Origin of the sequence: Paenibacillus sp. FSL R7-0302 (assembly GCF_038006885.1) — a bacterium.
GTDB lineage: Bacteria > Bacillota > Bacilli > Paenibacillales > Paenibacillaceae > Paenibacillus_AQ.
This window is the reverse complement of the sequence record NZ_JBBOWB010000001.1, coordinates 1,161,938-1,184,580: the sequence shown is the minus strand read 5'-3', so window position 1 is coordinate 1,184,580 and position 22,643 is coordinate 1,161,938. Positions and strand designations below refer to the sequence as shown.

The 22,643-nt window shown below is 45.8% G+C and carries 31 protein-coding genes and 3 tRNA genes; 13 read left to right on the top strand and 21 right to left on the bottom strand.

Annotated elements, in window-relative coordinates:
- Positions 1-34: 34 nt before the first annotated feature.
- The 4 genes from MKY96_RS05180 to MKY96_RS05165 all read right to left on the bottom strand — a co-directional run bounded on the left by MKY96_RS05180 (position 35) and on the right by MKY96_RS05165 (position 6,119).
- Positions 35-2,023 (bottom strand): UvrD-helicase domain-containing protein, encoded by a 1,989-nt coding sequence (locus tag MKY96_RS05180; RefSeq protein WP_340938962.1) that lies wholly within the window; start codon positions 2,021-2,023, stop codon positions 35-37.
- Positions 2,016-3,875: an ATP-dependent nuclease gene (locus MKY96_RS05175; protein ID WP_340938960.1), complete on the bottom strand. Its 1,860-nt coding sequence runs from the start codon at positions 3,873-3,875 to the stop codon at positions 2,016-2,018. The genes MKY96_RS05180 and MKY96_RS05175 overlap by 8 nt, the downstream gene beginning before the upstream one ends.
- Positions 3,876-4,050: 175 nt before the next feature.
- Entirely contained in the window at positions 4,051-4,671 is a 621-nt protein-coding gene (locus MKY96_RS05170; protein WP_340938959.1) for an AAA family ATPase, read from the bottom strand.
- Positions 4,672-4,673: 2 nt separating this feature from the next.
- The gene (locus MKY96_RS05165) at positions 4,674-6,119 is read right to left on the bottom strand and encodes a B12-binding domain-containing radical SAM protein (RefSeq protein ID WP_340938957.1); all 1,446 of its coding nucleotides are present in this window, start codon (positions 6,117-6,119) and stop codon (positions 4,674-4,676) included.
- 329 nt (positions 6,120-6,448) lie between these two features.
- On the opposite strand from MKY96_RS05165, the gene radC reads away from it, so the two are divergent.
- Together radC and MKY96_RS33870 are read left to right on the top strand one after the other, a co-directional pair.
- Positions 6,449-7,057, top strand: coding sequence for a RadC family protein (gene radC, locus MKY96_RS05160; RefSeq protein WP_340938956.1), 609 nt, complete (start codon positions 6,449-6,451; stop codon positions 7,055-7,057).
- Between the two features lie 186 nt (positions 7,058-7,243).
- On the top strand, positions 7,244-7,549 hold the full coding sequence (locus tag MKY96_RS33870; RefSeq protein WP_445671417.1) for a helix-turn-helix domain-containing protein: 306 nt from the start codon (positions 7,244-7,246) through the stop codon (positions 7,547-7,549).
- Here the strand turns inward: MKY96_RS33870 and MKY96_RS05155 are convergent.
- Positions 7,504-7,716: a helix-turn-helix domain-containing protein gene (locus tag MKY96_RS05155; protein ID WP_076154267.1), complete on the bottom strand. Its 213-nt coding sequence runs from the start codon at positions 7,714-7,716 to the stop codon at positions 7,504-7,506. The genes MKY96_RS33870 and MKY96_RS05155 overlap by 46 nt on opposite strands.
- Positions 7,717-7,861: 145 nt before the next feature.
- On the opposite strand from MKY96_RS05155, the gene MKY96_RS05150 reads away from it, so the two are divergent.
- On the top strand, positions 7,862-8,152 hold the full coding sequence (locus tag MKY96_RS05150; protein ID WP_340938955.1) for a hypothetical protein: 291 nt from the start codon (positions 7,862-7,864) through the stop codon (positions 8,150-8,152).
- A 144-nt stretch (positions 8,153-8,296) separates the two neighbouring features.
- Here MKY96_RS05150 and MKY96_RS05145 read toward each other — a convergent pair.
- The 3 genes from MKY96_RS05145 to MKY96_RS05135 form a co-directional block, all read right to left on the bottom strand.
- Positions 8,297-8,380, bottom strand: a tRNA-Leu gene (locus MKY96_RS05145).
- A 180-nt stretch (positions 8,381-8,560) separates the two neighbouring features.
- Positions 8,561-9,037 (bottom strand): WGxxGxxG family protein, encoded by a 477-nt coding sequence (locus MKY96_RS05140; RefSeq protein WP_340938954.1) that lies wholly within the window; start codon positions 9,035-9,037, stop codon positions 8,561-8,563.
- A gap of 75 nt (positions 9,038-9,112) precedes the next feature.
- On the bottom strand, positions 9,113-9,799 hold the full coding sequence (locus tag MKY96_RS05135) for a M15 family metallopeptidase (protein WP_340938953.1): 687 nt from the start codon (positions 9,797-9,799) through the stop codon (positions 9,113-9,115).
- A 179-nt stretch (positions 9,800-9,978) separates the two neighbouring features.
- Here MKY96_RS05135 and MKY96_RS05130 point away from each other — a divergent pair, with 179 nt between their 5' ends.
- Complete coding sequence (locus tag MKY96_RS05130) at positions 9,979-10,140, top strand: hypothetical protein (protein WP_340938952.1); 162 nt, start codon at positions 9,979-9,981, stop codon at positions 10,138-10,140.
- A 40-nt stretch (positions 10,141-10,180) separates the two neighbouring features.
- Here MKY96_RS05130 and MKY96_RS05125 read toward each other — a convergent pair whose 3' ends face one another.
- Complete coding sequence (locus MKY96_RS05125) at positions 10,181-10,516, bottom strand: YolD-like family protein (RefSeq protein ID WP_340938951.1); 336 nt, start codon at positions 10,514-10,516, stop codon at positions 10,181-10,183.
- Positions 10,517-10,782: 266 nt separating this feature from the next.
- On the opposite strand from MKY96_RS05125, the gene MKY96_RS05120 reads away from it, so the two are divergent.
- Positions 10,783-11,217 carry a GNAT family N-acetyltransferase gene (locus MKY96_RS05120; protein ID WP_340938950.1) on the top strand — a complete coding sequence of 145 codons (435 nt, stop codon included), beginning with the start codon at positions 10,783-10,785 and terminating at the stop codon, positions 11,215-11,217.
- A gap of 87 nt (positions 11,218-11,304) precedes the next feature.
- Here the strand turns inward: MKY96_RS05120 and MKY96_RS05115 are convergent, their stop codons facing one another.
- Positions 11,305-11,907 carry a hypothetical protein gene (locus MKY96_RS05115; RefSeq protein WP_340938949.1) on the bottom strand — a complete coding sequence of 201 codons (603 nt, stop codon included), beginning with the start codon at positions 11,905-11,907 and terminating at the stop codon, positions 11,305-11,307.
- Between the two features lie 201 nt (positions 11,908-12,108).
- On the opposite strand from MKY96_RS05115, the gene MKY96_RS05110 reads away from it, so the two are divergent.
- Positions 12,109-12,600 (top strand): PH domain-containing protein, encoded by a 492-nt coding sequence (locus tag MKY96_RS05110; protein WP_340938948.1) that lies wholly within the window; start codon positions 12,109-12,111, stop codon positions 12,598-12,600.
- Between the two features lie 17 nt (positions 12,601-12,617).
- Here MKY96_RS05110 and MKY96_RS05105 read toward each other — a convergent pair whose 3' ends face one another.
- Entirely contained in the window at positions 12,618-14,114 is a 1,497-nt protein-coding gene (locus MKY96_RS05105) for a glycosyl hydrolase (RefSeq protein WP_340938947.1), read from the bottom strand.
- Positions 14,115-14,255: 141 nt separating this feature from the next.
- Between MKY96_RS05105 and MKY96_RS05100 the strand changes: the two genes are divergently transcribed.
- Both MKY96_RS05100 and MKY96_RS05095 read left to right on the top strand, forming a co-directional pair.
- The gene (locus MKY96_RS05100) at positions 14,256-14,696 is read left to right on the top strand and encodes a NucA/NucB deoxyribonuclease domain-containing protein (RefSeq protein ID WP_340938946.1); all 441 of its coding nucleotides are present in this window, start codon (positions 14,256-14,258) and stop codon (positions 14,694-14,696) included.
- Between the two features lie 86 nt (positions 14,697-14,782).
- Positions 14,783-14,971, top strand: coding sequence for a hypothetical protein (locus MKY96_RS05095; protein WP_340938945.1), 189 nt, complete (start codon positions 14,783-14,785; stop codon positions 14,969-14,971).
- Positions 14,972-15,018: 47 nt separating this feature from the next.
- Here MKY96_RS05095 and MKY96_RS05090 read toward each other — a convergent pair whose 3' ends face one another.
- Positions 15,019-15,174, bottom strand: a complete 156-nt coding sequence (locus tag MKY96_RS05090; RefSeq protein WP_155991357.1) for a hypothetical protein — start codon at positions 15,172-15,174, stop codon at positions 15,019-15,021.
- Positions 15,175-15,343: 169 nt separating this feature from the next.
- On the opposite strand from MKY96_RS05090, the gene MKY96_RS05085 reads away from it, so the two are divergent.
- The 3 genes from MKY96_RS05085 to MKY96_RS05075 all read left to right on the top strand — a co-directional run bounded on the left by MKY96_RS05085 (position 15,344) and on the right by MKY96_RS05075 (position 16,463).
- Positions 15,344-15,520, top strand: a complete 177-nt coding sequence (locus MKY96_RS05085) for a YjfB family protein (RefSeq protein WP_076076056.1) — start codon at positions 15,344-15,346, stop codon at positions 15,518-15,520.
- A 143-nt stretch (positions 15,521-15,663) separates the two neighbouring features.
- The gene (locus MKY96_RS05080; protein WP_340938943.1) at positions 15,664-16,206 is read left to right on the top strand and encodes an ImmA/IrrE family metallo-endopeptidase; all 543 of its coding nucleotides are present in this window, start codon (positions 15,664-15,666) and stop codon (positions 16,204-16,206) included.
- Between the two features lie 92 nt (positions 16,207-16,298).
- Positions 16,299-16,463: a hypothetical protein gene (locus tag MKY96_RS05075; protein WP_340938942.1), complete on the top strand. Its 165-nt coding sequence runs from the start codon at positions 16,299-16,301 to the stop codon at positions 16,461-16,463.
- Positions 16,464-16,473: 10 nt separating this feature from the next.
- Here the strand turns inward: MKY96_RS05075 and MKY96_RS05070 are convergent, their stop codons facing one another.
- The 3 genes from MKY96_RS05070 to MKY96_RS05060 form a co-directional block, all read right to left on the bottom strand.
- Positions 16,474-17,277, bottom strand: a complete 804-nt coding sequence (locus MKY96_RS05070) for an undecaprenyl-diphosphate phosphatase (protein WP_340938941.1) — start codon at positions 17,275-17,277, stop codon at positions 16,474-16,476.
- A 190-nt stretch (positions 17,278-17,467) separates the two neighbouring features.
- Positions 17,468-17,860, bottom strand: coding sequence for a hypothetical protein (locus tag MKY96_RS05065; protein ID WP_340938940.1), 393 nt, complete (start codon positions 17,858-17,860; stop codon positions 17,468-17,470).
- Between the two features lie 23 nt (positions 17,861-17,883).
- Positions 17,884-18,054, bottom strand: a complete 171-nt coding sequence (locus tag MKY96_RS05060) for a hypothetical protein (RefSeq protein ID WP_340938939.1) — start codon at positions 18,052-18,054, stop codon at positions 17,884-17,886.
- Positions 18,055-18,854: 800 nt separating this feature from the next.
- Here MKY96_RS05060 and MKY96_RS05055 point away from each other — a divergent pair.
- Both MKY96_RS05055 and MKY96_RS05050 read left to right on the top strand, forming a co-directional pair.
- Positions 18,855-19,055, top strand: a complete 201-nt coding sequence (locus tag MKY96_RS05055; protein ID WP_340938938.1) for a DUF6199 family natural product biosynthesis protein — start codon at positions 18,855-18,857, stop codon at positions 19,053-19,055.
- 305 nt (positions 19,056-19,360) lie between these two features.
- Positions 19,361-19,885, top strand: coding sequence for a hypothetical protein (locus MKY96_RS05050; protein ID WP_340938937.1), 525 nt, complete (start codon positions 19,361-19,363; stop codon positions 19,883-19,885).
- Between the two features lie 69 nt (positions 19,886-19,954).
- On the opposite strand, the gene MKY96_RS05045 is transcribed toward MKY96_RS05050, so the two are convergent.
- The 6 genes from MKY96_RS05045 to pyrF form a co-directional block, all read right to left on the bottom strand.
- Entirely contained in the window at positions 19,955-20,146 is a 192-nt protein-coding gene (locus tag MKY96_RS05045) for a hypothetical protein (protein ID WP_340938935.1), read from the bottom strand.
- A gap of 95 nt (positions 20,147-20,241) precedes the next feature.
- Positions 20,242-20,315 (bottom strand) — tRNA-Ile (locus MKY96_RS05040).
- A 49-nt stretch (positions 20,316-20,364) separates the two neighbouring features.
- Positions 20,365-20,438, bottom strand: a tRNA-Met gene (locus tag MKY96_RS05035).
- Positions 20,439-20,523: 85 nt separating this feature from the next.
- Entirely contained in the window at positions 20,524-20,688 is a 165-nt protein-coding gene (locus MKY96_RS05030; RefSeq protein WP_019909365.1) for a hypothetical protein, read from the bottom strand.
- 590 nt (positions 20,689-21,278) lie between these two features.
- Positions 21,279-21,920 carry an orotate phosphoribosyltransferase gene (gene pyrE, locus MKY96_RS05025; protein WP_340938933.1) on the bottom strand — a complete coding sequence of 214 codons (642 nt, stop codon included), beginning with the start codon at positions 21,918-21,920 and terminating at the stop codon, positions 21,279-21,281.
- Positions 21,917-22,633, bottom strand: coding sequence for an orotidine-5'-phosphate decarboxylase (gene pyrF / locus MKY96_RS05020; protein ID WP_340944450.1), 717 nt, complete (start codon positions 22,631-22,633; stop codon positions 21,917-21,919). Before pyrF ends, pyrE begins: the two co-directional genes overlap by 4 nt.
- Positions 22,634-22,643: the final 10 nt, after the last annotated feature.

Sequence of the window (22,643 nt, the reverse complement as noted above, 5' to 3'; positions counted from 1 at the left end):
CCAATCACATTTTAATTAGAATGAAATATAAACTTTAGGTTTGAAGAACCTCTGTGTAATGAACCCATCCTAAATTGCTTAACTTTTCAAAATTATTTAAGTAAACCTCATTATCCATAGTTATACATAATAATTCAGTTGGCCTTGTCATCGCTACATAAGCCACTTTTATATGCTTTTCTTCATATGCCTCTAATTCTAATTTTTCTTTGCTTCCTCCAGTTAAATATTCAATGATACTTTCTACTGTCTTAGAATGATACACGGTTTCTAAGTATAAAGTGGCTGTATGGGTCTGACCCTTAACTCCATGAACGCTATCGAGCTCTATATTTAAATCATGAAAAACATAAGTATTTTCCTTAACCAATACTTTCTCATCTATTGGAGTAGAAATAGTCATTACTTGCAGAAACTCATCACTTTTTAAATTGATTTGGAAATTAAATAAACGACTTAAGACAATAAAAATAACATATTTAAAATGTTTTATTATAGATTTTCCATTTTCAATTCTTAAGATAGCCTTCGCAAAAAATCTAAATGTAAATTTGAAAAGCTCATCATCTTCTTCTCGCAGGAATTTCAAAAAATTAGTCTTTGAATAATACTTACCTTCTTTAGTTTTAATATCATTTAATCTCAATATCTTTAAAAAAATAAGAATAAAACGATTATAATAAGCCTGCACTCCTTCTTTTTGTATAATACTTTGATCAATTTTCATCAAGAAGCTTTGAAGATTGGGAAATTCTTTGCTAATCTTTGTTTGCGTAGGAGTTTTAGTAAATCCAGGAAAGTAACTTTTAATTGAAAGTTTTTCATCATTTCTTGTTTTCACCATTCCTACTGCTTTGAATATAGATTTACTACTTTTATCTAAAAAATAATTTTCAAGTATTTGAGCATATGCCTCTAGTACATGGGAGACATTATCGTTTTTATAGGTGATTATGATAGGAGCACGCTCTACATTCTGAGAGGGATTTCTTCCTATCATTCCATAAGGTGACACAGCAACAAAATCAGCAACCGCAGCTATTTTCCTACTCATTCTATTACTATTTAAGATGAAGAGAGGTTCAGTAGGTTGCCAAGCACAATTGGAATCTTCAGATTCATAAATGGTTTGCTGTGGATCACCAAAGCATTGAAATACAACCTTTTCTTTATCAAAAAGTTCATTTAAAATTTTCTGTTGAAGTTGACTTGTGTCTTGCATTTCATCAACAAATACAAATGAAAAACGTTCTGAAAATATTCTTTTTAATTGATCTCCAAACTGAGTTGCATATTTAAGTGCAAGCCCTTGTATGTCATTAAATGAAGCAACCCCATCCTGTAATAACTCCTCAATTAACCTGATATACTCTTTATAAGAATCTAGAGTAGGATTCCTTAACATATTGGTTCTTCGGTCATATGATACCTCTTTAATAATGTAATCAGAATAATCTAATTCTAAAGATAATAGCTTTTGTTGCTTTGCTTTGTTAATTTGATCAGAATTTCTTGAGGCTTTTATTTCCCCATCAATTTTACTATAAAGAAAAGCATCTAGTTTGCTTCCACTGAAAGGAGGAAACAAGCTATTGTACTTTTTTGATAATCGTATTTTATATTCATCATCTTCTAGAATTTTCGATATCCTTGTGGAGTAGTATTTTATTGCAGCAGGGGTTGCCACGTATTTACTTATAAATGAGTGAAGTGTGCCAACAAAATTTGGATAAGCCATTAATTCTCCAGCTTTATCTCCTAGTCGTTCTTTTATTTCGTCTATAGCCACATTTGTATGAGTAAGAATACATATGCCCTTATTGTTTTCTAATGGAAGTTGTCTCGATAGAATAATTAATTTTGCAAGTAAAATTGTAGTCTTACCACTACCAGGACAAGCAACAATATCTCTGCTTCTCATACACTTAATCGCTTCAATCCTAGGTTCGTCAAAGCCATTTGTAATATTAAGTAGAGCAGAAGCATATTCAATATCTTCATTTGTTATGGTTAAACTACTCATCTATAGCTACTCCTGTCACATAATCTATAGCATTCACTAAGTATTTTAAATACTTGTCTTCTCTAATTGCTTTAACTTCTTCTTCTAAAAAAGTGCGTTCTTTTAGTATTTCGGAAAAACACTGGGCTACAACAGTTTTTGATATATTCTTTTGCAAAACTAAATTCCGAACTATCTCTGAGGCTACATATAAAGGATTTTTGTCAATTAGTGTCCATTTATTTATGTTTTCAGTAGCTCCCTTTAAATACTCGCTTATTTTTTTAATACCTCTGTGATTTCTTTGTTCGGATAATGCTTTATCTTCATTAATGTAAGCTCGGGCCATTAATATCGCTGCACACAATTCTGTTTTTAAAACACTACACGCAATATCAAACTCAAGAGTCCACTCCGAAGAAACAAAAGCTTTAACATTATCCTGAGAATATTTAGATACTTTATCTGATCTTTGTGTGTGAGAATTTCTATCAGTAATCATTTCAATCGAATCATCAACAATTTTAGATACTGCTTCATCACAGTCAGTAATTATAGCTACAGGAACAGACATGAGTGGGGCTTGAGTTCTTAAAAATATACTAGAATATCGCAACAAAGCTGTACTGCCTACATTTACGACTGAGACACCATTCTTCGCAAAAGATTTTCCAAGTTTTTGAGCAAAAGTTGGTAAAAAAATATTTTCTGCATCTCCCTCTACTATTACAATACCCTTTGCAAAAAAGAGATTTGCCTTTGTTGAATCTAAAAATCTTTCCAGAAATTTATAATCACCCGCATGAAGTTGAGTATTACCATCTGCTAAAGAGAATGCTTTTCCCTCTGTGAAGATAATTAGATTATTTAACTTAATACTTGAAGCTAAAGTAACGCTATGCGTAGTAAGTAAAATTTGCATTGGAGACCCATTATCATTGCTTAAATCTTGTAGATAATTAATGACTCTAATTTGAGCTTGAGGGTGTAAATGCGCCTCAATTTCCTCAATTAATGCAAGGTTAATTCCTTCTTTTTTTTCAATTTGTAAGAGTAAAAGCTCCACTGCTATATATAATTGATTCATTGATCCTAATCCCGATTTTGTACTTAACAGTTGCAGGTCAATTTTTTCGAGTATTGATTTAAGTCCGACTTTTGTTAATTCAATATCAGATTTTAAAAGGTTCTTATTATCAGAAAATCGAGAAAGATAGGCATTAATGGACTTTAAAATCTTTTTTTCTTCGGCATTCATCTCGTCGTATTTAAAATATTCTTTGATTTCTAGATTCGCCTTTTTTATTATTTCAACTAATTTGTGATTATCTCCAGTTGAAAACTCAGGATGGGAGTATAAGATCTGAGATAATCTAGAATTCCTTTTTGCGGCAAGTTCATTTTCAGCATCTCTTAAAGGTCTTAGATATATAGTTCGTAAAAGATCACGAGCTCTACTATGTAATATTTGCCCCTCATTATCACTTCCTGCGCGAATATCATCAATTATTACTTTCCCCTGAACACCTTTTTTAGCACTCAGGAATACTCGAAGTAAGTATTCTTTATCCTCATCGATTGTTATCCATTCCAGAAAATCTTTAGCTTGGTTAATAGTGAAACCTTTAAAAATACATTCAATTTTCAATTCACTTGAATCACTGTGGAAGTCTTCCGCTTCTAATCTGTTGTATTCGCGGCTTTGGGTTAACAAGACAATTCTAATTGCGTCTATGACGGCTGTTTTCCCAGCATCATTTTCACCTATAAAAACATTCAATCCCTTGTTCAAATTCAAAACTAATCCAGGATTACCGTCCACTGCTTCACCAAATTTCCTAAAGTTTGTAATCCTGACTTCTGATAGGTACATATCTGATATCCCCCTAAAATCAATCCGCTAATAAATATATAAATGTTGAAAATTATAACAACTTCCCCAGTCTTCTTGTGGATATTAGTTTACGTGTAATAAGTATAAGTCCTTGATCATAATTGTTGGTGGCAACCGCTTCCACAGTTAGAAGGAGCATGGTCATTTATAAAATTTAACAACTCTGCTTTGTAGATAGAACTTCACATTCCTTGAGAAAATCCTTAACTTTTAGCTCTAAGTCTTCAAGGCTATCATCATTTGAAAAGCAGTAGTCACAATCTTGAGAAACTATCTCCTTGGCTTCGAGTTCAGTTATATGCTCGAAGTCTTTCTCATAATTTTTTTCGTCATTTCTTTTTTTTAATCGTTCTTTTCTTGTTCTCTCATCTGTTTTAATTCCCACAACTATGAAGCCTTTCTTTCTCCAATAATTTAAATCCTCTTTTGTTCGCCCTCCACAAACAATAGGGAAGATGTTCTCATTTCCAAGTTGATTAGTTAGAGTATCCGATTTATTTTTTGAGGGGTCACAATTAGAATGTTCAAAAATTAAAGATAATACATAATCATTCATAATGTTTTGATCAATCTCCCTTAACTTGTCTGCTATCGTTTGCCCAAGCTCCCTTTCTTTATCAATCCAATTATGATTTACTTTTACAATTCTCATAATATCCCTGCATAACATCCCCAATTTGTATACTTCAGAATTTTTTATACTTCTTTTTAATAGATCAGCTAATTCATCTTTACCCGATCCCATTTCACCAAAGATGATGATGCCTGAAATCATAATTAAAATCCCCCCTTAAAAATCTTGAATGGCAAAGACTCTTTATTAGCTTTTTTAACATCTTCTAGAAAATCAGAATACTGATAACTCCTTGGAAAGTAAGAGAACTTTTTGAGATAAAAGTAGTCTTCTTGATTCATAAGAGATTGCGACAATTGATTGGATAAACTGATTGACATAGGGTAATCAATTTGAACACTAAGATTCATATAAGAGTATCCTAAGAGTTCAGAAGTATCTATGATACTAGCTCCTAGAGATATAAAATACTCATTGTCATTTTCAGGGCCATAGGCAACGACTGGATTCACAGATACTCCTTTTATATATTGTATGTTTGCTTGAATCCACTCTTTTGTTTCAGCCACACTATCAAGGCTCTCCCCTGCAAAGAGTAGTATATTCACTTTCACGTCAACACCTTCTTCATGGCAAGCCTCAATTAATGTCTTTGCTTTTTCCAAATAATCCTCTGGTTTCTTAGCCTTCTTCATTGCCTTCAATTGTCGTATACTGGCAGACTCCAGACCTAAGTCAATAACCTTTAAACCTGCGTGTGCCAATTCATGAATTATTTCAGGCTTTAAAGCATCCACACGACTTTCACATCTCCAACGAACACTCATCAATTCTTTAGTATATATTGCTCTTAATTGTCTCGCCCAAGACAGGCTTGGAAGAAAAAGTGAGGCTTCAAAGTAAAAATTGATATCTTCACTTTGATACATATTTATAGCATTTTTTAATTGCTTAATTATCATTTCAGGTGGTTTGAGGGAAGAGATGGGGATATCTTTCTCCATACAAAAAGAGCACCCCCTACCACAACCTCTGGATACTTCTATAGATGGTTGATAATTTTTATAATCAAACAAAAGTGTATAGTCAAGTTCATCAAAACAGTTCGTCATCGTATCGTCTTTGATCTTATGTATGCTATCCCACAAATCTGAATGAATTGCGTTTTCGATCACATCATCCGCTAATCCGCTAACCCACAAATCAACATCTGGAATTTTGCTTTTAATCCATTTCTCAGAATCGCCTATTACCCATCTTCCACCACCAACAATTTTTATTGAGTACTTGCTTTTGAGTAACTCACAAAAACTCTTTGCCCAAGATATAGAGTAATAGCTAGGAATGGACAATAAAACAGGGTATTCTAACTCTTCAAGTTTTATCCCACTATTTTTGATTCTATCAATTATTTCAAAAGGACTGTCATATTCACCTTGAAACATTTTGACAGTATAACCTTTGTTTTTGAGTATGGTAGCAAGCCCTAAAAGCCCATAATTCAGGTATCTATTCATTCTATTAAAAGGATTATATTCTTTTTTGGCTTCTGTCAATCCAGACGAAATTAAAACTATGGTATTATCCTTCAAATTTATACAGCCCCTGTTATAATTTTTTATAATTGAAGCATTACGAGTTTTCTTCAAGCATTGAGTCGGTGTTTCACACGAGAATCCATTTATCCACATAACACTAAGTCTTCTCACAGCTAGAGCAGAAAATAGCTAAAAGCGAAAGCCTAAGTAAGTGGCTTGAGCAAAGTGAATACTTATTGACAGATTAGCCACCTCCTTAAGGAAACGCGAATAGACAGACTTTAGAACTAAGTCAAAATACATAATTCGTCAAAAAGTTACCACAACCTTCCAAACACGCGTTCTATTTAAGGTAATTATGTAAATATGTCGCAAATTCGAAAATTTGAAATCTATATTATACAAATGATAATTAGAAATCACTTGGGAGGATAAACATTATGCGACTGGCTAAGGAGAATGATTTGAGAAATTTATTATCTGAATCTCTAAGAGAAAGCAACAACAGCTACACAATTCAAGAGCTTTTCGAACGTTTCCCTACAGCTACAGAACCAATGGATGTATCAGAACAGCAGTTAGTAACTATAAAGGGTATCGGCAAAGGAAAAGCCCGGCAAATTACAGCTATGCTAAAGCTTGCTAAGGCACTCACCTACCCGGAGCAGTCTAGCAATTCTATCCGAAGTCCCAAAGACGTTTATGATCTCCTCAAACCCGAACTCCGTTTTGAACAGAAAGAACACTTCATTTGCCTCTTCCTCAATACCAAGAACCGTCTCATCTTCAAAGAAATCATCTCTATAGGCTCTCTGAACGCCGCAATCGTCCATCCCAGAGAAGTATTCCATGCAGCTATTAGACGCTGTAGTGCCTCACTCATATGCGCTCACAACCACCCGAGCGGAGACCCGGAGCCCTCCATGGAAGACGTTAATCTGACAAAACGACTCATAGCAGCTGGGGAAATCATAGGAATAGAAGTCCTTGATCATGTAATTATTGGCGGCAATCGCTTCTACAGTTTGAAAGAACATGGGCATTTCTAAAGTTCACTAAACCGCTTTTATTGACATGTCCTTCAAATAATCAGATGTAAAAACGTCTCTTAAGTGATTTATCCACGGTTTAACCACACTCCGTATCAATTCTCTACTATAAGCATTGAAATCCGCACTATATCCTGTTGAGCCTTCTACCAATAAATTCTATCGTTTGATTAGGGGTGAAGGGAAATGAACAGCATCGAATCAATTGGGGAAAATATCAGGATTTTGCGGTTGAAAAATGGTTTCAGTCAGGAGCAGCTTGCACTATGTGCAGGGGTAAACACATCTTACATTGGGCAGATCGAACGTGGAGAAAAGAACCCTACGATTAAAATACTAGAACAAATCTCGGCTGCTCTCGAGATCACCTTAGTTGACTTATTGACTTTGTATGATCTCCAAACAAAAAAGAGCACCCCCAAAGGCACTCTCCCACTCCCAAATCCCTACTCCCCCGGCACATACTCCACCAACTCCGACAGCTTACACTGAAACGTATCACACAATCTAACCAGCGTCTCCAGCTTAACGGTCTCCAAGTCCGTCTCCCGATACAGTTTATTAATCGAATTCCGGCTCAGGCCTGATTTCTCCATTAGCTCGGTGATGTCGTCGATCCGGTGTTTGGCCATTAGGATTCTTAAGTTACTTCTCAACATGAGGCGTAGCTCCCCTCTAGTTATTATGTATGTATAGTTATGCTCCACTTCCCATTATCCTTATAGAGTTAATTTTCAACTTTACAATAACACTCACGGAGTTATATAATAACCTTATAAGGTTAACGACAGGGAGGTGTACGCTGTGTATAAATCTTTAGAAGCTTTAACCGATCCCTTGATTCGTATCCGGCTGGAAGCGATGTACCGGGAACTGCTGGATACAGATCCTACATATAAAATGCTGCTGCAAGAAAGTGATCAGTACTTCCACCAGCTTAGGAACGTCCTACCCGAGGACCAGCAGGATTCTGCTTTCCAGTATGAAGACACGCAGTTCTCTCTTCAAGTTATTACCGAACGCGCCATCTACCTGCAAGGCTTCAAGGATGCGCTCTATCTCTTCAATGAGCTGCGGAGTTCCTCTTCTACATAATTCTATCTTAGCTGCACATTCCCCTGTTTCAATCCTTAACTCTGTTTCTAGCGTGTACGCTGTTTCTGTCCTGTAAGCCGCTTCTAACCTGTATGTATAGAAAAGACGCATTCAGCAGAATGCGTCTTTCTCTACTACTATATATGCCGAGGACGGGGGTCGAACCCGTACGGTATTTCTACCGCAGGATTTTAAGTCCTGTGCGTCTGCCTGTTCCGCCACCCCGGCATGTTGTGTGTGCGTTCTTACGCGACAAGAAATATAATATCACGTATCTGGAGGATACGCAATTGCTTTTTCCAATATTTCTGTATAAGCAGCAAATAGCCCGTTCAGTCGAGACTGACACGGGCTTTACTGCTTGGCGCTGCTGTTCCTTATTTGCAGAACTGCGGTGCCCCGCTCAGACTAGTGGCGGTCGCGCTCACCGGTTCTGCTGCGCATGCCAGCCAGACCCAGGAGGCCGAGCAGACCGAGCCAGCCCCAGTTGGAGGAGCGGTTGTCGTTGTTGGCTGTGGTGGTTGTGCTCTGTGCCCGGTAGCGGCCCGTTCTGTTATCGTTGGACAGCGGGGAGACGGAGCTGTTGTCGCCGGTACGGATTTTGTCCTTCATGATGGATTCGGTCTTGTGCATCGAATCTCTGGTCTCATTCATCATGGTATTGCCCCGGCTGTCCATCATCCGGTCATCCAGATTGCCCATATTCCCCATGTTGCCCATCCGGCCGTCAGTAGTTGTGCTGTGCATGCCCGGAGCGGTGGTGCTCATAACGCCCGGAATCGTAGTGGTCATACCGCCCGGCGCTGCTGCGGAGATGTCACCTGCTCCGAGCAGACTCATGGACAGGACCGTACCGCAGGCAAGACTTGTGATCAGCTTGTTCAAAATGTTGTGCCCCCTTCATGGATGTGGTTAATCGCTGATAATTTCCCCATCCGGCACAGCATCTATGCAGAGAAGTTATTCCTTCACAATGTTCACGGTCTTGCTGGACGCATTATACGTGACTTTGGCTCCAAGCGCTTCCGCAATCGCACGAACAGGCGCATAGGTAACCGCATCGTCCATGACGCCGGTCGTCAGCTTCTTACCGTTGAGCGTAATATTTACCGGGATATCCTTGTTCACCTCTGGCTCACCTCCGGTTATACGGCTTAGTGCGGCTGCACTCTGCTGGGCAGTAGGCCGCCGGCCTGCCTTCAGGTCCTGGATGCTAAAGCCGAAGCTCATCTGCAGATGGGCGTAATCCTTGAAGGAGGTCCAGTCCCCGCCCCATTCGAATCCCAGCTTCTTCCCCTCCTGTACCACCTCTTGCCAGTCTGCCACCTTGTCGCCATCCCCGTCACGATTCATATCCCAGGACACATTCCTGCCATCCGGCAGCAGCAGCGCGAAGTCTATCGCGAGGCCGTAATTATGGAAGCTGTCGCCTCCCCGGGCATTCGTTACAATGTCGCCCTTCTTGGTTCTCCCTTGAGCATATAGCTCATTCTGCTGCGCTATCGTGCGCATGCCCTGCGTAATGAGGATCTGCACCCCCCGGTTATAGCTCCGTCTAATCAGCTCGTTCGCCCCGGCCAGTACGGCCGGATGCAGCTTCGCCAGCCTTGCGGCCGACTTCTGCTTGACCTGCTCCAAAGTAAGCATCTACTCACCCCCTGGTATAGTATATGCCCGCTTTGGCCGGGCGGTTTACGCCGATGACCATTTTTTTCGCAAAATGAGCTGTGCAAGCACCTGATCTCCCCGGATGAACTGTGCCCCTACAGGCCAGAATAAGAATGCAGACCGCAAGTCAGGTCATTCTAACGGAAAGGGGGATGAACATGGAGATATACAGCGACAGCTACAGAATAGCCCCGCTTAGCGATCAGGAGGATGTGGTCGAGGTAATCCGCCAGGCGGAGTCGGAGATTGCCCGGATGACCGGGAACCCGGAGGTCACGCTGATTGCCTATGAGAAGACGGGCACCGCCGCAGGTAAATGAAGCTTGGACCCGTGCTGATTCCAGGCAGAACGGTTATCTTTTAGACAATATAAGCCTCCACAATGTCATCTACCAGCAGCCACTTCCATTCCTCCGCCCACCGCAGCTTGAATTCACGCGAGTGGGTGTGAATGGAGGTCACGAACCCGCTCAGCTTCCTCTGCTCCAGAGGGCCATACAGCACCAGCGTAACCCGCACATGACTCCGCAGCGATAAGGCCAGCGTATGCTCAATCTCCTCCAGCTTCTGCTCGTCCAGCATCGGCCTCAGGCTATGCCAGGTCTCCCGTTCGTCCCTCCTGATCCCGCCCTTATGCTCCGTCAACATGATCCGGCTGCTCTCCCGCAGACCGCCCGCTTCAAGCTTCTTGCCCATTGCTATTCCCCCACTCTGTTGTTAATTACCCGGACTACATCATCTTGCCGCCCACAAACCGAACGTATGTTTGTATTATATCTGCGATCCAGCTTGTTAGGCAAGCAGAAATTAATGTCAGGCCAAGGACGCTGAAGGAGAGCTTCAGTTGATCATAATACAGGGTTGAACTAGCACCACACCTGCATGAAAACAGCCATCCCGTGGTTCTAGTATTTTAGCTAATCTGATGCCATCATTAGGGGAAAGGGGTAGAAAGGACGGAGATGAAATTTATGATTAGAGCTGCAAATGTGGAGGATCGGGAGGATATTTCCAGACTATTAACGCAATTAGGTTACCCGGATACCGAGCTTTTTATGAAGGAGAATATAGAAAGACTTCTTGCTGACTCCAATGAGGAGTTAACGGTCTATGAAGCGGAAGGATGTGTTATCGCCTGTCTTTCCCTGCATTATATCCCGCAGCTGGGCATGAGAGGAGATATCGCCTCCATTAGTTATCTGGTTGTGGATTCCTCCGTTAGAGGTAAGGGAATCGGACAGGAACTAGTGGAATTCGCCTCAGCTTCCGCCCGCCGAAGAGGATGTGCCAGTATCCAGGTTCATTGCCATGCCAGAAGAATAGAGGCTCATACATTTTATGAAAGACAAGGCTTCAGGGAGGCCCCTAAGTACTTCTCAAGAAGGTTGGACCAATAATTCAATCCACAGCAAAAAGACGCCTACAGTAATGCTGTACAGCGTCTTCATCCGAACCCTTTGGCGTATAACAAGTCTTGTCTCTGCTTATTTCACTGACGAAGTCCCTGCGCTTCCAGCACCCGGTTCCTGCTTGGCATCTGTGCCTGCATCTGACACGGTTCCCGGTACGGCTTGCTCCGGTTCAATCAGTCCTGCGGCTTCTCTGGCTTCATTCAGCTTGGAGATGCCGTAGAGCATCGCTATGTCCGCCTGCTCATTCATCGTGTTGAATTCCTCAGCGGTCACATCGGGCGATACTGCGCCCTTGGAAGCCTTCTCCTTGATCTGATAGGCACTCTGAAAAGCAATCACAGAATCTCTAAGCAGCTTCTCGATCGTATCCGGCAGGCCACCCGCAATCTTGATATCGTTCACATGATCTGCAAGCTGAGATGCGGTATCCTGGAAGCTGTCCACAGCCTTCTGGAATTCTTTGTCTGTCGCTTGTCCGGTGGAATAAGAGGTTAGCGTGGTGTTGAAGTTCTCAAGCGAGGATTTGCCCATTTCGTCGAATTTCGACATTTCATTGTAAAAGCTCTGTACCGTCTCCTGTACCTCTTCCGGGGACGCCGGTTCAGCACTGTTATTGCCGCAGGCACTGAGTATCATGACGGCCATTAGCAGTCCTGCAAGTAAAGCTTGTCTCATAGTTAATATCCCTCCACTTAACAGAATAATATCGATTTTTGTTAAGTGCAAATGAAATTAATGTTAAATTCGGCGTAATGAAACATATGTCAGCAGATAAGCGTATTCATAGGGAGAAACGGCGGTCAATAACCCGTTGATGACTGGCAATTCCTGTTATACTATAATGAATTTATCCGTTCAAGGAGAGGAAGATCTATCATGGCTTATTGCACAGCATGTGGTGCGGAATACAAGCAAGGTGCCAAATTCTGCGGGGAATGCGGGGCAGGCACAGAAGAGGCCGGTTCTCCGGCAGCAGCACGGCGTCCGGCGGCTGGCCATAGCTCCGGTCCCGAAAAAGAATTATGGCAGGGCAAGCCTGCCGGCATCTCCGACCGTCTCAAGGGGCTGATCGGACTGAATACCACCAAGTATACGATTACGTCCCAGCGGATTATGGTGAAGAGCGGACTAATCGGCAAGGATGTCGAAGAAATCGAGCTGCTGCGGGTTAACGATTTCTCCGTCACCCAGTCGGTTATGCAGCGTATGCTGGGCATCGGGACGCTGATCATTTTGTCGGATGATGCTTCATCTCCACAGCTCCCATTCTATAGAATCCGTAAGGTTCAATCTGTCAAGGATATCCTGCGCCAAGCCGTCCGTGACGAGAAAATCGCCAACAACATCAGCTACCGCGAGCATATCTGACGCTTCGTTACTCTTTGTTATGGAAGGTAGAGGGCTCCTGCCGGAATTACGCCTTTGGCCTGGCTGGGGCTCTCCCACATCAGTACCGCCCGCGCATCCCCCTGGTTCTCATAGTACTCCACCTTCAGCTCATGCAGCTTCCCTGCAATCAGACTCACTGTGCCTTGCCGCTCCTGCCCGCTCTGCTTAATCCAGCTGTCAATAATCAGCTTCCCGTCGATCCATACCCGGATTCCGTCATCTGAATATGAATAGATCGTGTAGGTCTCACTGTAGGCAGCGCTTATTCGGCCGCTCCAGCGTACGGAGAACAGATCTGCGTGAACGGCCGGATCAGGCGCCGCCTGCCTCCAGGCGAAGTTAATATTGGCATCTGTCCGGGTGAGGGCAGGCGTGCCGCTGAGCGTAATATTGTTATAATACTGCCCATAGAGGCCCGGCTTGGGGAGTACCCCTCCTGAAGAAGCATACGCCGCCGCTTTGGCCGAATAGTCATCTCTGGAGAATACGGCACTATTCCGCATAAAAGCCTGAATCACTGCATCCTTATTGCGCTCGTACAGCATCTTGCCCCAGGTCATCTGATAGCTCCATTTGTTCTGCGTGCCTGCCAGCACAGCTGGCGGAGGAAGCTCTCCGTTCTCGCCGATGGCGATCAGCTTGCCGCGCCCCAGGTCCCAGAGCGTATCATGATGGCTTGCCTTGTAATCCCCCTCGAAAATATCCGCCGCCAGCACATCCACTCTGCCGCTGCCCGGATAATATTTCGCCGGCTCCTCACTATTCTTGTTCTTGGCATTCGGACTCCACACCCACAGCAGATTGTGCAGCTTATGATAGACGGTGTACCGCTGGAACATGATCTCCCAGAGGGTCACGAAGGAGGACTTCTGCCCCCACCAGAACCAGCCGCCGTTCATCTCATGATAAGGTCTCCAGAGGACGGGGACACCGGCGTCATTGAGCTTTTTCAGGAAAACAGCTACCTTATCGAGCTCGGCAATCAGCGCGGTATATTCGGGGGTTCCGGGTGTGATGTACTTGCTGAAATTAGCTTCGCTGAGGCTCATGGAGACATTCGTCCAGGCTGGTGCGCTGCCCGGCAGGTTGGCATGATAGGTCATCGCTACAATGCCCCCTGCCTTATGCCAGCGGATCGCACTGTCGGTTACTCCCTGCCGCTGGCTGCTGATAAGCTTCTCTGTTTGGCCGCTGATCGGCCCCATCTCATAACCGTGTAGTCCGGCATAGCTGCCAGCCGTATTCTTCAGCTTGTTGTTGATATCATCCGGGCTCTCCAGGTAATCATGCTGACCGCTGATCATTCCCTGGCCCTGCAGCCAGTACAGCGTCTCCAGCAGCTTCCGTGCGGGAGCTCCCAGCTCCGCGTCAGCGGGAGCCATTTGTATTTTGCGAAAAGCCGCTTGCCACTGCACATCACCAATCAGCCGCGAGGCCGAATCCAGCAGGTCCCTGAGGTTGCGCTGTTCCACATTTTCCACCATCCTTTTCATTGTGTTTGTACATATTATGACGAATTATGGAACTTCAGCACGGCAGATGCACAGAATTCGGGCTGTCACAATCCGGTATTCTTACGCTATACTATTCTGGGCACAGGCCTTATACCCATACCAACCTACAAAGGAGCAGATATGAAAGCCAAAAAGTCCATCATCAGTCTCATCATTATCGCCCTGCTCAGTCTTGCCGCCTACCTGCTGGAGGAGAACGGGCAATGGCTGCCGCAGACCCCTTCTGCGAATCCTTCGGAGGTCGTGAAGCTGAAGTTCCCGGCAGACCGCTACCCGGAGACCGCAAAGCACATCCAGAAGGCCATCCGCAAGGGAGAGTCAGCGATCTGCACCATCAACCGCAAGGACGCGGAGGAGAACCGCAAGGCGTCTCTGAAGGGAGTCCCCACGAAGAAAGGCTATGACCGGGACGAATGGCCGATGGCTATGTGTGCAGAAGGCGGAGCCGGGGCGCATATTGAGTACATAACGCCCAGTGATAACCGCGGAGCGGGAAGCTGGGTCGGCAATCAGCTGGAGGCGTTCGCTGACGGTACGCGTGTGAAGTTTATTTTCAAATAAGCCGGCATGTGGGGGATGTTATTCAATTTCACCGCGATACAGCGTAGAATGAAATGGGATAATATAACTTAGATGGAGAGCCGGAAGTGTTCTATATCTGTTATCGGGGCAAAAGGCTGTACGGCCCTATGTCCGAAGCTGAAGCCTTACAGGAATGGTTCGCGCTTGCAGGAACAATCAAAGAACTCTATATCATTGAAACCGATGCAGCTACAGGCAGAATCAAACGCCAGATCGGGCCAACGGCCCGTGCTCATAAGAAGAAAAAGAAATAGCCCTATCCGGCACTGGCCGGACAGGGCTACACTGGCTATTGGCGATTCTAGAACAAACAGGCTTTAGTGATGATAACCAGCAGAATGAACAGAACCAGAATGGCACCTGTCGAAGTCCAAGGGCTTACTACCGGAACGATTGGAGGTCCCTGATTCACTCCACCTACGTTATTTCCACAACCGCAACCATACTCTGCTCCCATAATTAATTCCTCCTCTTGAATATTGAATACAGCACAGAATATGTGGAATTCCGCCCCGTTGCATGGGCCAATTGGCAAAGAAATACCATTCACCTAACGGACAGGCGTCCAGTGGTCGATATAGAGTATGAAGCAATAGCTTCAAAACAAATGGAGGGAGAAATGCCGGATGGATATTGCTGCATTATCCGTAGTGATGAGCCAGTCATCCTTACAGCAGGCCGCAGGGCTGCAGGTGATGAGCCTTGCCAAGGAGCAGGCGCAGAGCAGCGCCCAGGATATGGTTCAGATGCTGAGTCAGGCCACGCACCCCACCTTGGGAAAAACACTTGATATTCGGGCGTAATTCCTTTATGCTTACATACATAGGAACACCCGTTCCATATTTCAGCCGGTGAAGAGTACGCGCTGAACTGCTGCTTAGCCCTTACGGGCTTTTCTTTTGGCCAATAACACGAACATACGATCTTATATCTGGGGTGATTGATTATGCAAGGCTATTATCAGATGACCGCTTTGGAGAAATGGACAGAGGATCTGTACCAGCGCATAGGCATCCGCAAGCCGTCTGACATCTCCATCGATTACATAGCGAAGCGGCTCAATATCTGGGTACACTATCTGGATGTCAGAAGCAAGGCGATTGAGGCTGCGGCCGGAATGTACAGCATGTTCATCGACAACCGTCTTCCTCCCGAGCTGCAGCGGCTGGAATTCCTCCACGAGCTCTGTCATCTGCTGCGGCATGCCGGCAAGTCTACGCTTATGCCCGGAGTGTTCACTCAGGCGCAGAGAGATGAATCCGACCGGTTCATCCTGTATGCCTCCATGCCCTATAGTATGATCTCAGCGAATACGCTGCCCGAGCTTCGTGAGGATGCCGTTGCCGAGCTGGCTGTAGCGTTCCAGGTACCCGTCCCACTTGCTCTGCAGCGGATCGACCAGATCCAGAGACGGATTTTCCAGGGGCAATTAATGGCTGTTATGGAACGTAACGAAGACAGAAATATCATCCACCGACATATTCGCTAAGCAGTGCGGGGATAATACGCTATAGACCCAGAGGGCGGAGATTCCCCTCTAACACAGGGTTAGATTCTACTGTAAAGGGGATCACCATCGACATGGAAGCTATGCAAGTGATTCAATTACTGCTGACTCATCCGGAATACAGCGTGGATGCCGTCCACCCCGAGATCCCGGATTTTGTCGGCATTGAGACGATTGAAGTGGACCACGAGACCCAGACCTTCTCCATCCTGCTGCAGGAGCCTAAGGAATACGGCTGAGTGCAGGATTTTACAGAATAACAATTACATAGAATAGCCCCGCTAACACGAACCGGTACAGCGCGAACCATTCCAGACGTAGCCGCTTAATCAGCTTGATGAACGTGACTACTGCAACCATGGCTACAAGGAAGGACGTCACGAACCCGATCAGCATCAGGGTCAGCGCATCTGAACTGAGTAGATCTCTGCTGTCATACAGGTCAAGGAGGCTTGCTCCGAACATCACCGGCACGGAGATCAGGAAGGTGAAGTCCGCAGCGGCTTTCTGGCTGGTTCCCAGCAGCAGACCGCCTGAGATCGTCGAACCGGATCTTGAGAAGCCGGGCCACAGCGCCAGACACTGGAACAGCCCTATGCCGAAGGCTTGTTTATAATTCAGACCGTCCACGGTCTCTGCCGTTACGGTACTCCTGCTGCGTGCGGCGAAGATCATCAATAGGCCACCGGCGATCAGTCCGATTAAGACCGGCTTGGGGCCAAATAACTGGCTCTTGATCGTGTCCTTGAATAGTAGATAGATGATTAACGCTGGTACCATGGCCAGGATCATATGAATTGCATTCAATCCCTTACTCTTGGCGAAATCCATCTTAAGCATATTCACGCCAATGTTCACATACTTCTTCCAATACAGCAGCAGCACGGCCATTACCGCACCTAGCTGGATTACGATTTTGAAGGTAACCGCAGCCTCCCCCTCAAAATCCAGCAAATCTCCTGCCAGGATAAGGTGCCCGGTAGACGAGACCGGCAAGAATTCAGTCAACCCCTCAATAATCCCTAATATGATTGCTTTGATAGCTTCAGTCACTGGTGAATAGCCCCTTTCGGAAGTGAATCAATATATTTCCAGTATAAGAGGCAGGAAGGAAATTCCCCATCGTTTGACCTTACAATAACGGATTAGGTGTGACATAAATGTCATGTGGCGTTGTGATCACAAAAAAGCCACCAAGCTTCTGGTGGCAAAATTTCATTATGCTCTATTCGTAAAATAGCCGTTATGCTAATTGTGTAATAACAAGATGTGCTGAAACGGGTCTTGTTCCTCCGGCAAGAGGAGTAATTGTAAGTGCAGCGGCATTTCCGGCAGGATTGCGAACGGTTAGAATACTGTTAATGACCGCTGTTTGCACGATCGCCATTTCTACGATTTGTGAGGTACCTGTTGCCCGCCCAACTACGGTATAAGCGAGATCTGCACCATTTAAAGTCAAGATTAGTTGTCCGGCTTCGGTCACGCTAACCTGAAACAGCACCTGATACGTCCCAATGGCCGCTAAATTAAAAGAACTCGGCCCGGTCCGGGCAATTGTTGTCCCGCTGGTAGGGCCATCTTGTGGAAAGCTAACATCTGTACCCGGCGCTACCGTTGCTGCATTATCAGGAGGCATCAGAGCAAAGAAATCAGCAAATCCTAATACGCCACCTGCTGCTCCTGTTGCCCCGGTCGCCCCTGTTGCGCCGGCTGGTCCTGCAGCCCCGGTTGCTCCTGCAGCTCCTGCGGCTCCGGCTGGCCCAGTGGCTCCTGTTGCTCCAGCCGGCCCTGCAGCTCCTGCCGCTCCGGCCGGACCAGTAGCTCCGGCAATGCCTTGTGGCCCAATCGCTCCCGCCGGACCAGGTTCACCCTGAGGGCCCTGGGGACCTATGAGGCCCTGGGCTCCCGGAACTCCCTGCGCCCCTTGAGGGCCGACGGGCCCCGCTGCTCCCTGGGGGCCTATCGCTCCAGATGGCCCGGGCACACCTTGGGGGCCTTGGGGCCCTGGAGGCCCGCCGGCAGGTCCCGGAGGACCTTCTGTTCCCTGGGGGCCTCTTGCCCCCGGGATTCCCGGTATACCTGGGGAGCCCTGTGCTCCTTGGGGCCCTGTGGGACCAATAACGGTTGGAGTAGTGACATTGACTTCAGGCGGTGGACAGGTTACTTTAACAACCTTTTTAATCACTTTCTTAACAACTTTCCGGTGTTCTTTTCTTTTTCTTTTTGGAGAAACGAGGGTGACGATTTTTTTAGGATGACATTTTTTATCGTCTGGACAACTCAATACGGACACCTCCCTAATAAGATAGTGTAGTGTACGCATCCCATCTGGTTTAGAAATGGACGAAAAACCAGTTTTTACTAGTCAGCAACCTAATTCCAAAAAAACGGGCGTTAGCCATAGTAGTTACGCCCTTAAATACATCACAATGTCCCACACCAAATTTTATTATTTTTCGTATTTTAGAATTGGACAACTGATACTTCCCTGTCAGACCCGAATTTCTAATTCGGGTCTGTTTTTTTGTTCTTCTCCTTCAAACTCATGCTGCATCAATTAAGCTGACGTTATAAAGATGTGCAACTTCAGATGCTCAATTCACGTAAAACTGATAAAGGAGCTGGTAAAAATGGTTGTCTTTGCTATTCTATTTGTACTGATTGCGATGCTGAATATCTTCTTCCCGGCCATGGGCTGGCATATGCGTTATGGCTGGATGGTCAAGGGCGACTCCGGCCCCAGTGAAGCCTATCTCATGATGAGCCGAATCACAAGTGTGATCGTTCTTATTCTCTTTTTCTTGTTCTTTTTGCCCTCTATGTTTGGTTAGGGGGATAAAACAATAAAACAGGAGCTGCTGGCGCTTCCCTGCCAACCACTCCTGAAGTCCTACAGAGATCATGAGTGTTGTTAGCCAGTCGGAGAGTTCCTTCAATAATTCGAACCGCAATTCAAATGACGGAGCAATTTTGGTCGGCGGGGGCCAAAATGTCTCTTCTGCTGATAATCATACATCTTTGTTTTTGCCTATCCTTCTATTCGGATTATCTCTTATCTTTGCTGTTCCTCTCATAGTCATAGCGACTCAAAGAAAAAGGGCCTCCGTCACATTACGATGAGAGCAGGCTGGAATTAATGAAACGAAAAAGATTGTTATTCCTTCTTCTATTCCTTGTGCTGTTAGCAATGGTTGGATGCAACAAGGAAGATTCTGCCGAGGAAAAGACCGACGAACAAATTGCCGCCGATTATCTTCAAGCTCTTGGTTACACGATTATTGTCCATGAAGGAGAGGCGGCAAAATATACCTTGGAGCAGGAAAGGCTTGAAACTCCGGATTATATGCAGCTCTGGGCAGTTCAGGAGGAAGAGCCTGATGCCTTCTTCGGGAAAGAAATCGTCTCTTATCAATTCACTGTAAGGGATCATCCACTGGAACAGTTGTATAGCCCATATGATTACACTATTTCTGTAATAGTAATGCTTGTAGACAGTGAGGTCATAGGCGGAATTTCCGGTCCAGTAAGTAAAATTAAAAATCTTGTCATGGCAGGCGGAGAGTATTCAATAGATGGAAAGACGCTGAAGGAGATTAAGGGAATGGATTATTCACAATGGCTTGACTACTGGGCGAAAAAGTACGGAAAACGGACTGAGTAACCCTTAACAGGAAAATCAGAGCTGCCCAAGATTCGGTTCCATGATCTTAGGGATTCACATGCCTCCATGCTACTGAACAATGGAATCAATGCTAAAATCGGTGCCGAGCGTCTTGGAGCCAGCAGCATCCAGATCCATCTGGATCGGTACTCTCACCTGCTCCCTGGTATGCAGAGAGATGCTGCTGATCTGATCGATTCCAAAATGAAATTGAGCAAGAATTCCGGCGATGAAATAGCGCCGTGACCAAAATGTGACCATCTGCCTTTTTACCAGGTTACCGGGCTATTTATCATCCTCAATTAATCTGCCTACATACAGCAAAAAACCCTTACAAAGTAAGGGTTTGAGTGAAGTGGGCCCTACAGGACTCGAACCTGTGACCAATCGGTTATGAGCCGACCGCTCTAACCAACTGAGCTAAGGGCCCGGACTAGGATATCCGTATTATACAAGTGCTGTCCGGTGTAATAAGGTAATTGCGGGGGCAGGATTTGAACCTGCGGCCTTCGGGTTATGAGCCCGACGAGCTACCGGGCTGCTCCACCCCGCGTCAGTTAATAATTATTTAAACAGCGACAATAGATAATATACAATATAGCCATGGATAAAGTCAAGGATGATTTTGGATTTTATGGCTAAGGCAGAAAACGCACACCATAACGCCCCTTGCGCGAACGGTATATTTCCACAAAACGCGGATCATGATAGCCATAGATCCAGCCGTCCTGCTCCAGTCTTTTGGCAAGGCAGCCCGCTTGAAATCTGGTCCTGAACAGCTTGGCAAAATAGATCCAATTCATGATGCCCTCTTCTCCTTCATCGCAATAATATATGTCCCGGTGCTATTTATCATGCCCAGTTTTGCAAGAAAATTAGAGGATTGCTCTGCGGAGTGGATGGCAATTTCTGCCCTTATGCTTAGGTGACTGGTTGAAGGATAACGCTGGCATGGAGCAGATTACTTGGGGGGGGGGGGATGGAGTCTAAGAAATGAGTTGAGAACAGAATATGGAGTATGCAACTAATTGTAATGAGCAGTTGAGGGGAAGTAGTTGGATTTTATACACTTGCTTGGGCGGAAATCGCCTCTTCAAAGGAAATAAGTGGATTTAGGTCATTTAGTTCTGGCGGTATCTGCGTTATTGTCGATTTCAGGTTTCAACAAGTGTATTTTTTCCAACTAAAGCCTCTATAAGTATGCTGGGCCAGTGAATAGATGCTGTTTTTCCACTTCTTTTCCCTAAGAGCCCAAAAACTAATTAAAGCATAAAAAAGAAGCCCCTTCCCCCGGCTAAGGGTACAAAGCTTCTTCTACGCACTCTACGCTTTACACTTTACGCTTTACGTATTCTCCACGCACTATCTTCCATCCTCAGCGTCTTCTCCTGCCCTACACGCCGAAGGCGGCAGGGTCCTGGCGCCAGGATTGCAGCAGCGCTACATCGCTCTCCGCAATCTTGCCTTGGGCTAGCGCCACATTAATCAGCGTGCTGTAGTTGGACAGGCTCTGGAGCGGAAGCTCCGCTGCAGCGAATGCGTCTACCGCGCGGTCCAGCTCGTAGCTGAAGATGGCCAGCACGGCCAACGGGAGGCCGCCTGCTTCCTGAACGGCCTGCGCGGCTTTGATGGAGCTGCCGCCGGTGGAGATCAGGTCCTCGATGACGACGACCTTCTGGCCGGGCGTGATGAGTCCTTCGATCTGGTTCTGCTTGCCGTGGCCTTTGGCCTTATCGCGGATGTAAGCCATCGGCAGACCGAGCTTATCGGCCACCCAGGCCGCGTGCGGGATACCGGCGGTTGCTGTCCCGGCGATCACCTCGGCGTCCGGATAGCTGGTTCTGATCAGCTCTGCGAAGGCCTCCGCAATGTAGTTGCGGACAGCCGGAAAGGCCATGGTCAGACGGTTATCGCAGTAGATCGGCGATTTGATGCCGGAGGTCCAGGTGAACGGCTCCTGCGGGCGCAGGGCTACCGCTCCGATCTCCAGCAGATGACTGGCGACCTGTTCACTTCGATTCTCTAATATGCTCATGCTTGGCTCATCTCCTCAATAATATTCAGTGCTGCAGCTCGCGGATCTGCCGCTGCTGTAATCGGCCGGCCTACTACCAGGTAGTGGCTGCCTTGGCGGATAGCCTGTCCGGGAGTCATGACCCGGGACTGGTCGTCCAGGGACGCCCCGGCGGGCCGGATGCCCGGGGTAACCGTGCGGAATTCCGGTCCGCAGGCTTCGGCAATCACCAGGGATTCCTGCGGGGATGCTACGACTCCGTGCAGGCCTGCTTCCGCTGCAAGCTTGGCATAACGCACCACCGCATCCGTCACTGGTCCGGCTATGCCGATTTCGCGGTTCATCACTTCCTGACTGGTGCTGGTAAGCTGGGTTACCGCGATAATCAGCGGCATGTGCAGCGACGGCTGGAGGCTGACGGCCTTCGCCGCCCCCTCCACCGCAGCAGCCATCATGGCCGTTCCTCCGGCAGCATGTACGTTGAACATGTCCACGCCCAGCCCGGTTAGGCTCTCAGCGCCACCCCTTACGGTGTTGGGGATATCGTGCATTTTAACATCGAGGAATACCGAATATCCGCGCTCCTTCAGTTCCCGGATGAACTCGGGTCCGGCTGCATAGAACAGCTGCATACCCACCTTCATATAACAGGGAATGCCTTCGAGCTGTTCGATCAGCTCCCGCGCCTGATCTGCATTCGGATAATCCAAGGCGACCATCAGGCGTCCGGCCATTTCATTACGC

Bases quoted from the DNA above. Each gene is read 5' to 3' on its own strand.
- MKY96_RS05180 (WP_340938962.1), bottom strand. From the start codon at position 2,023: ATGAGTAGTTTAACCATAACAAATGAAGATATTGAATATGCTTCTGCT.
- MKY96_RS05175 (WP_340938960.1), bottom strand. From the start codon at position 3,875: ATGTACCTATCAGAAGTCAGGATTACAAACTTTAGGAAATTTGGTGAA.
- MKY96_RS05170 (WP_340938959.1), bottom strand. From the start codon at position 4,671: ATGATTTCAGGCATCATCATCTTTGGTGAAATGGGATCGGGTAAAGAT.
- radC (WP_340938956.1), top strand. From the start codon at position 6,449: ATGCGACTGGCTAAGGAGAATGATTTGAGAAATTTATTATCTGAATCT.
- MKY96_RS33870 (WP_445671417.1), top strand. From the start codon at position 7,244: ATGAACAGCATCGAATCAATTGGGGAAAATATCAGGATTTTGCGGTTG.
- MKY96_RS05155 (WP_076154267.1), bottom strand. From the start codon at position 7,716: ATGTTGAGAAGTAACTTAAGAATCCTAATGGCCAAACACCGGATCGAC.
- MKY96_RS05135 (WP_340938953.1), bottom strand. From the start codon at position 9,799: ATGCTTACTTTGGAGCAGGTCAAGCAGAAGTCGGCCGCAAGGCTGGCG.
- MKY96_RS05130 (WP_340938952.1), top strand. From the start codon at position 9,979: ATGGAGATATACAGCGACAGCTACAGAATAGCCCCGCTTAGCGATCAG.
- MKY96_RS05125 (WP_340938951.1), bottom strand. From the start codon at position 10,516: ATGGGCAAGAAGCTTGAAGCGGGCGGTCTGCGGGAGAGCAGCCGGATC.
- MKY96_RS05120 (WP_340938950.1), top strand. From the start codon at position 10,783: ATGAAATTTATGATTAGAGCTGCAAATGTGGAGGATCGGGAGGATATT.
- MKY96_RS05115 (WP_340938949.1), bottom strand. From the start codon at position 11,907: ATGAGACAAGCTTTACTTGCAGGACTGCTAATGGCCGTCATGATACTC.
- MKY96_RS05110 (WP_340938948.1), top strand. From the start codon at position 12,109: ATGGCTTATTGCACAGCATGTGGTGCGGAATACAAGCAAGGTGCCAAA.
- MKY96_RS05105 (WP_340938947.1), bottom strand. From the start codon at position 14,114: ATGAAAAGGATGGTGGAAAATGTGGAACAGCGCAACCTCAGGGACCTG.
- MKY96_RS05100 (WP_340938946.1), top strand. From the start codon at position 14,256: ATGAAAGCCAAAAAGTCCATCATCAGTCTCATCATTATCGCCCTGCTC.
- MKY96_RS05090 (WP_155991357.1), bottom strand. From the start codon at position 15,174: ATGGGAGCAGAGTATGGTTGCGGTTGTGGAAATAACGTAGGTGGAGTG.
- MKY96_RS05085 (WP_076076056.1), top strand. From the start codon at position 15,344: ATGGATATTGCTGCATTATCCGTAGTGATGAGCCAGTCATCCTTACAG.
- MKY96_RS05080 (WP_340938943.1), top strand. From the start codon at position 15,664: ATGCAAGGCTATTATCAGATGACCGCTTTGGAGAAATGGACAGAGGAT.
- MKY96_RS05075 (WP_340938942.1), top strand. From the start codon at position 16,299: ATGGAAGCTATGCAAGTGATTCAATTACTGCTGACTCATCCGGAATAC.
- MKY96_RS05065 (WP_340938940.1), bottom strand. From the start codon at position 17,860: ATGCCTCCTGATAATGCAGCAACGGTAGCGCCGGGTACAGATGTTAGC.
- MKY96_RS05055 (WP_340938938.1), top strand. From the start codon at position 18,855: ATGGTTGTCTTTGCTATTCTATTTGTACTGATTGCGATGCTGAATATC.
- MKY96_RS05050 (WP_340938937.1), top strand. From the start codon at position 19,361: ATGAAACGAAAAAGATTGTTATTCCTTCTTCTATTCCTTGTGCTGTTA.
- MKY96_RS05045 (WP_340938935.1), bottom strand. From the start codon at position 20,146: ATGGTCACATTTTGGTCACGGCGCTATTTCATCGCCGGAATTCTTGCT.
- MKY96_RS05030 (WP_019909365.1), bottom strand. From the start codon at position 20,688: ATGAATTGGATCTATTTTGCCAAGCTGTTCAGGACCAGATTTCAAGCG.
- pyrE (WP_340938933.1), bottom strand. From the start codon at position 21,920: ATGAGCATATTAGAGAATCGAAGTGAACAGGTCGCCAGTCATCTGCTG.
- pyrF (WP_340944450.1), bottom strand. From the start codon at position 22,633: ATGGCCGGACGCCTGATGGTCGCCTTGGATTATCCGAATGCAGATCAG.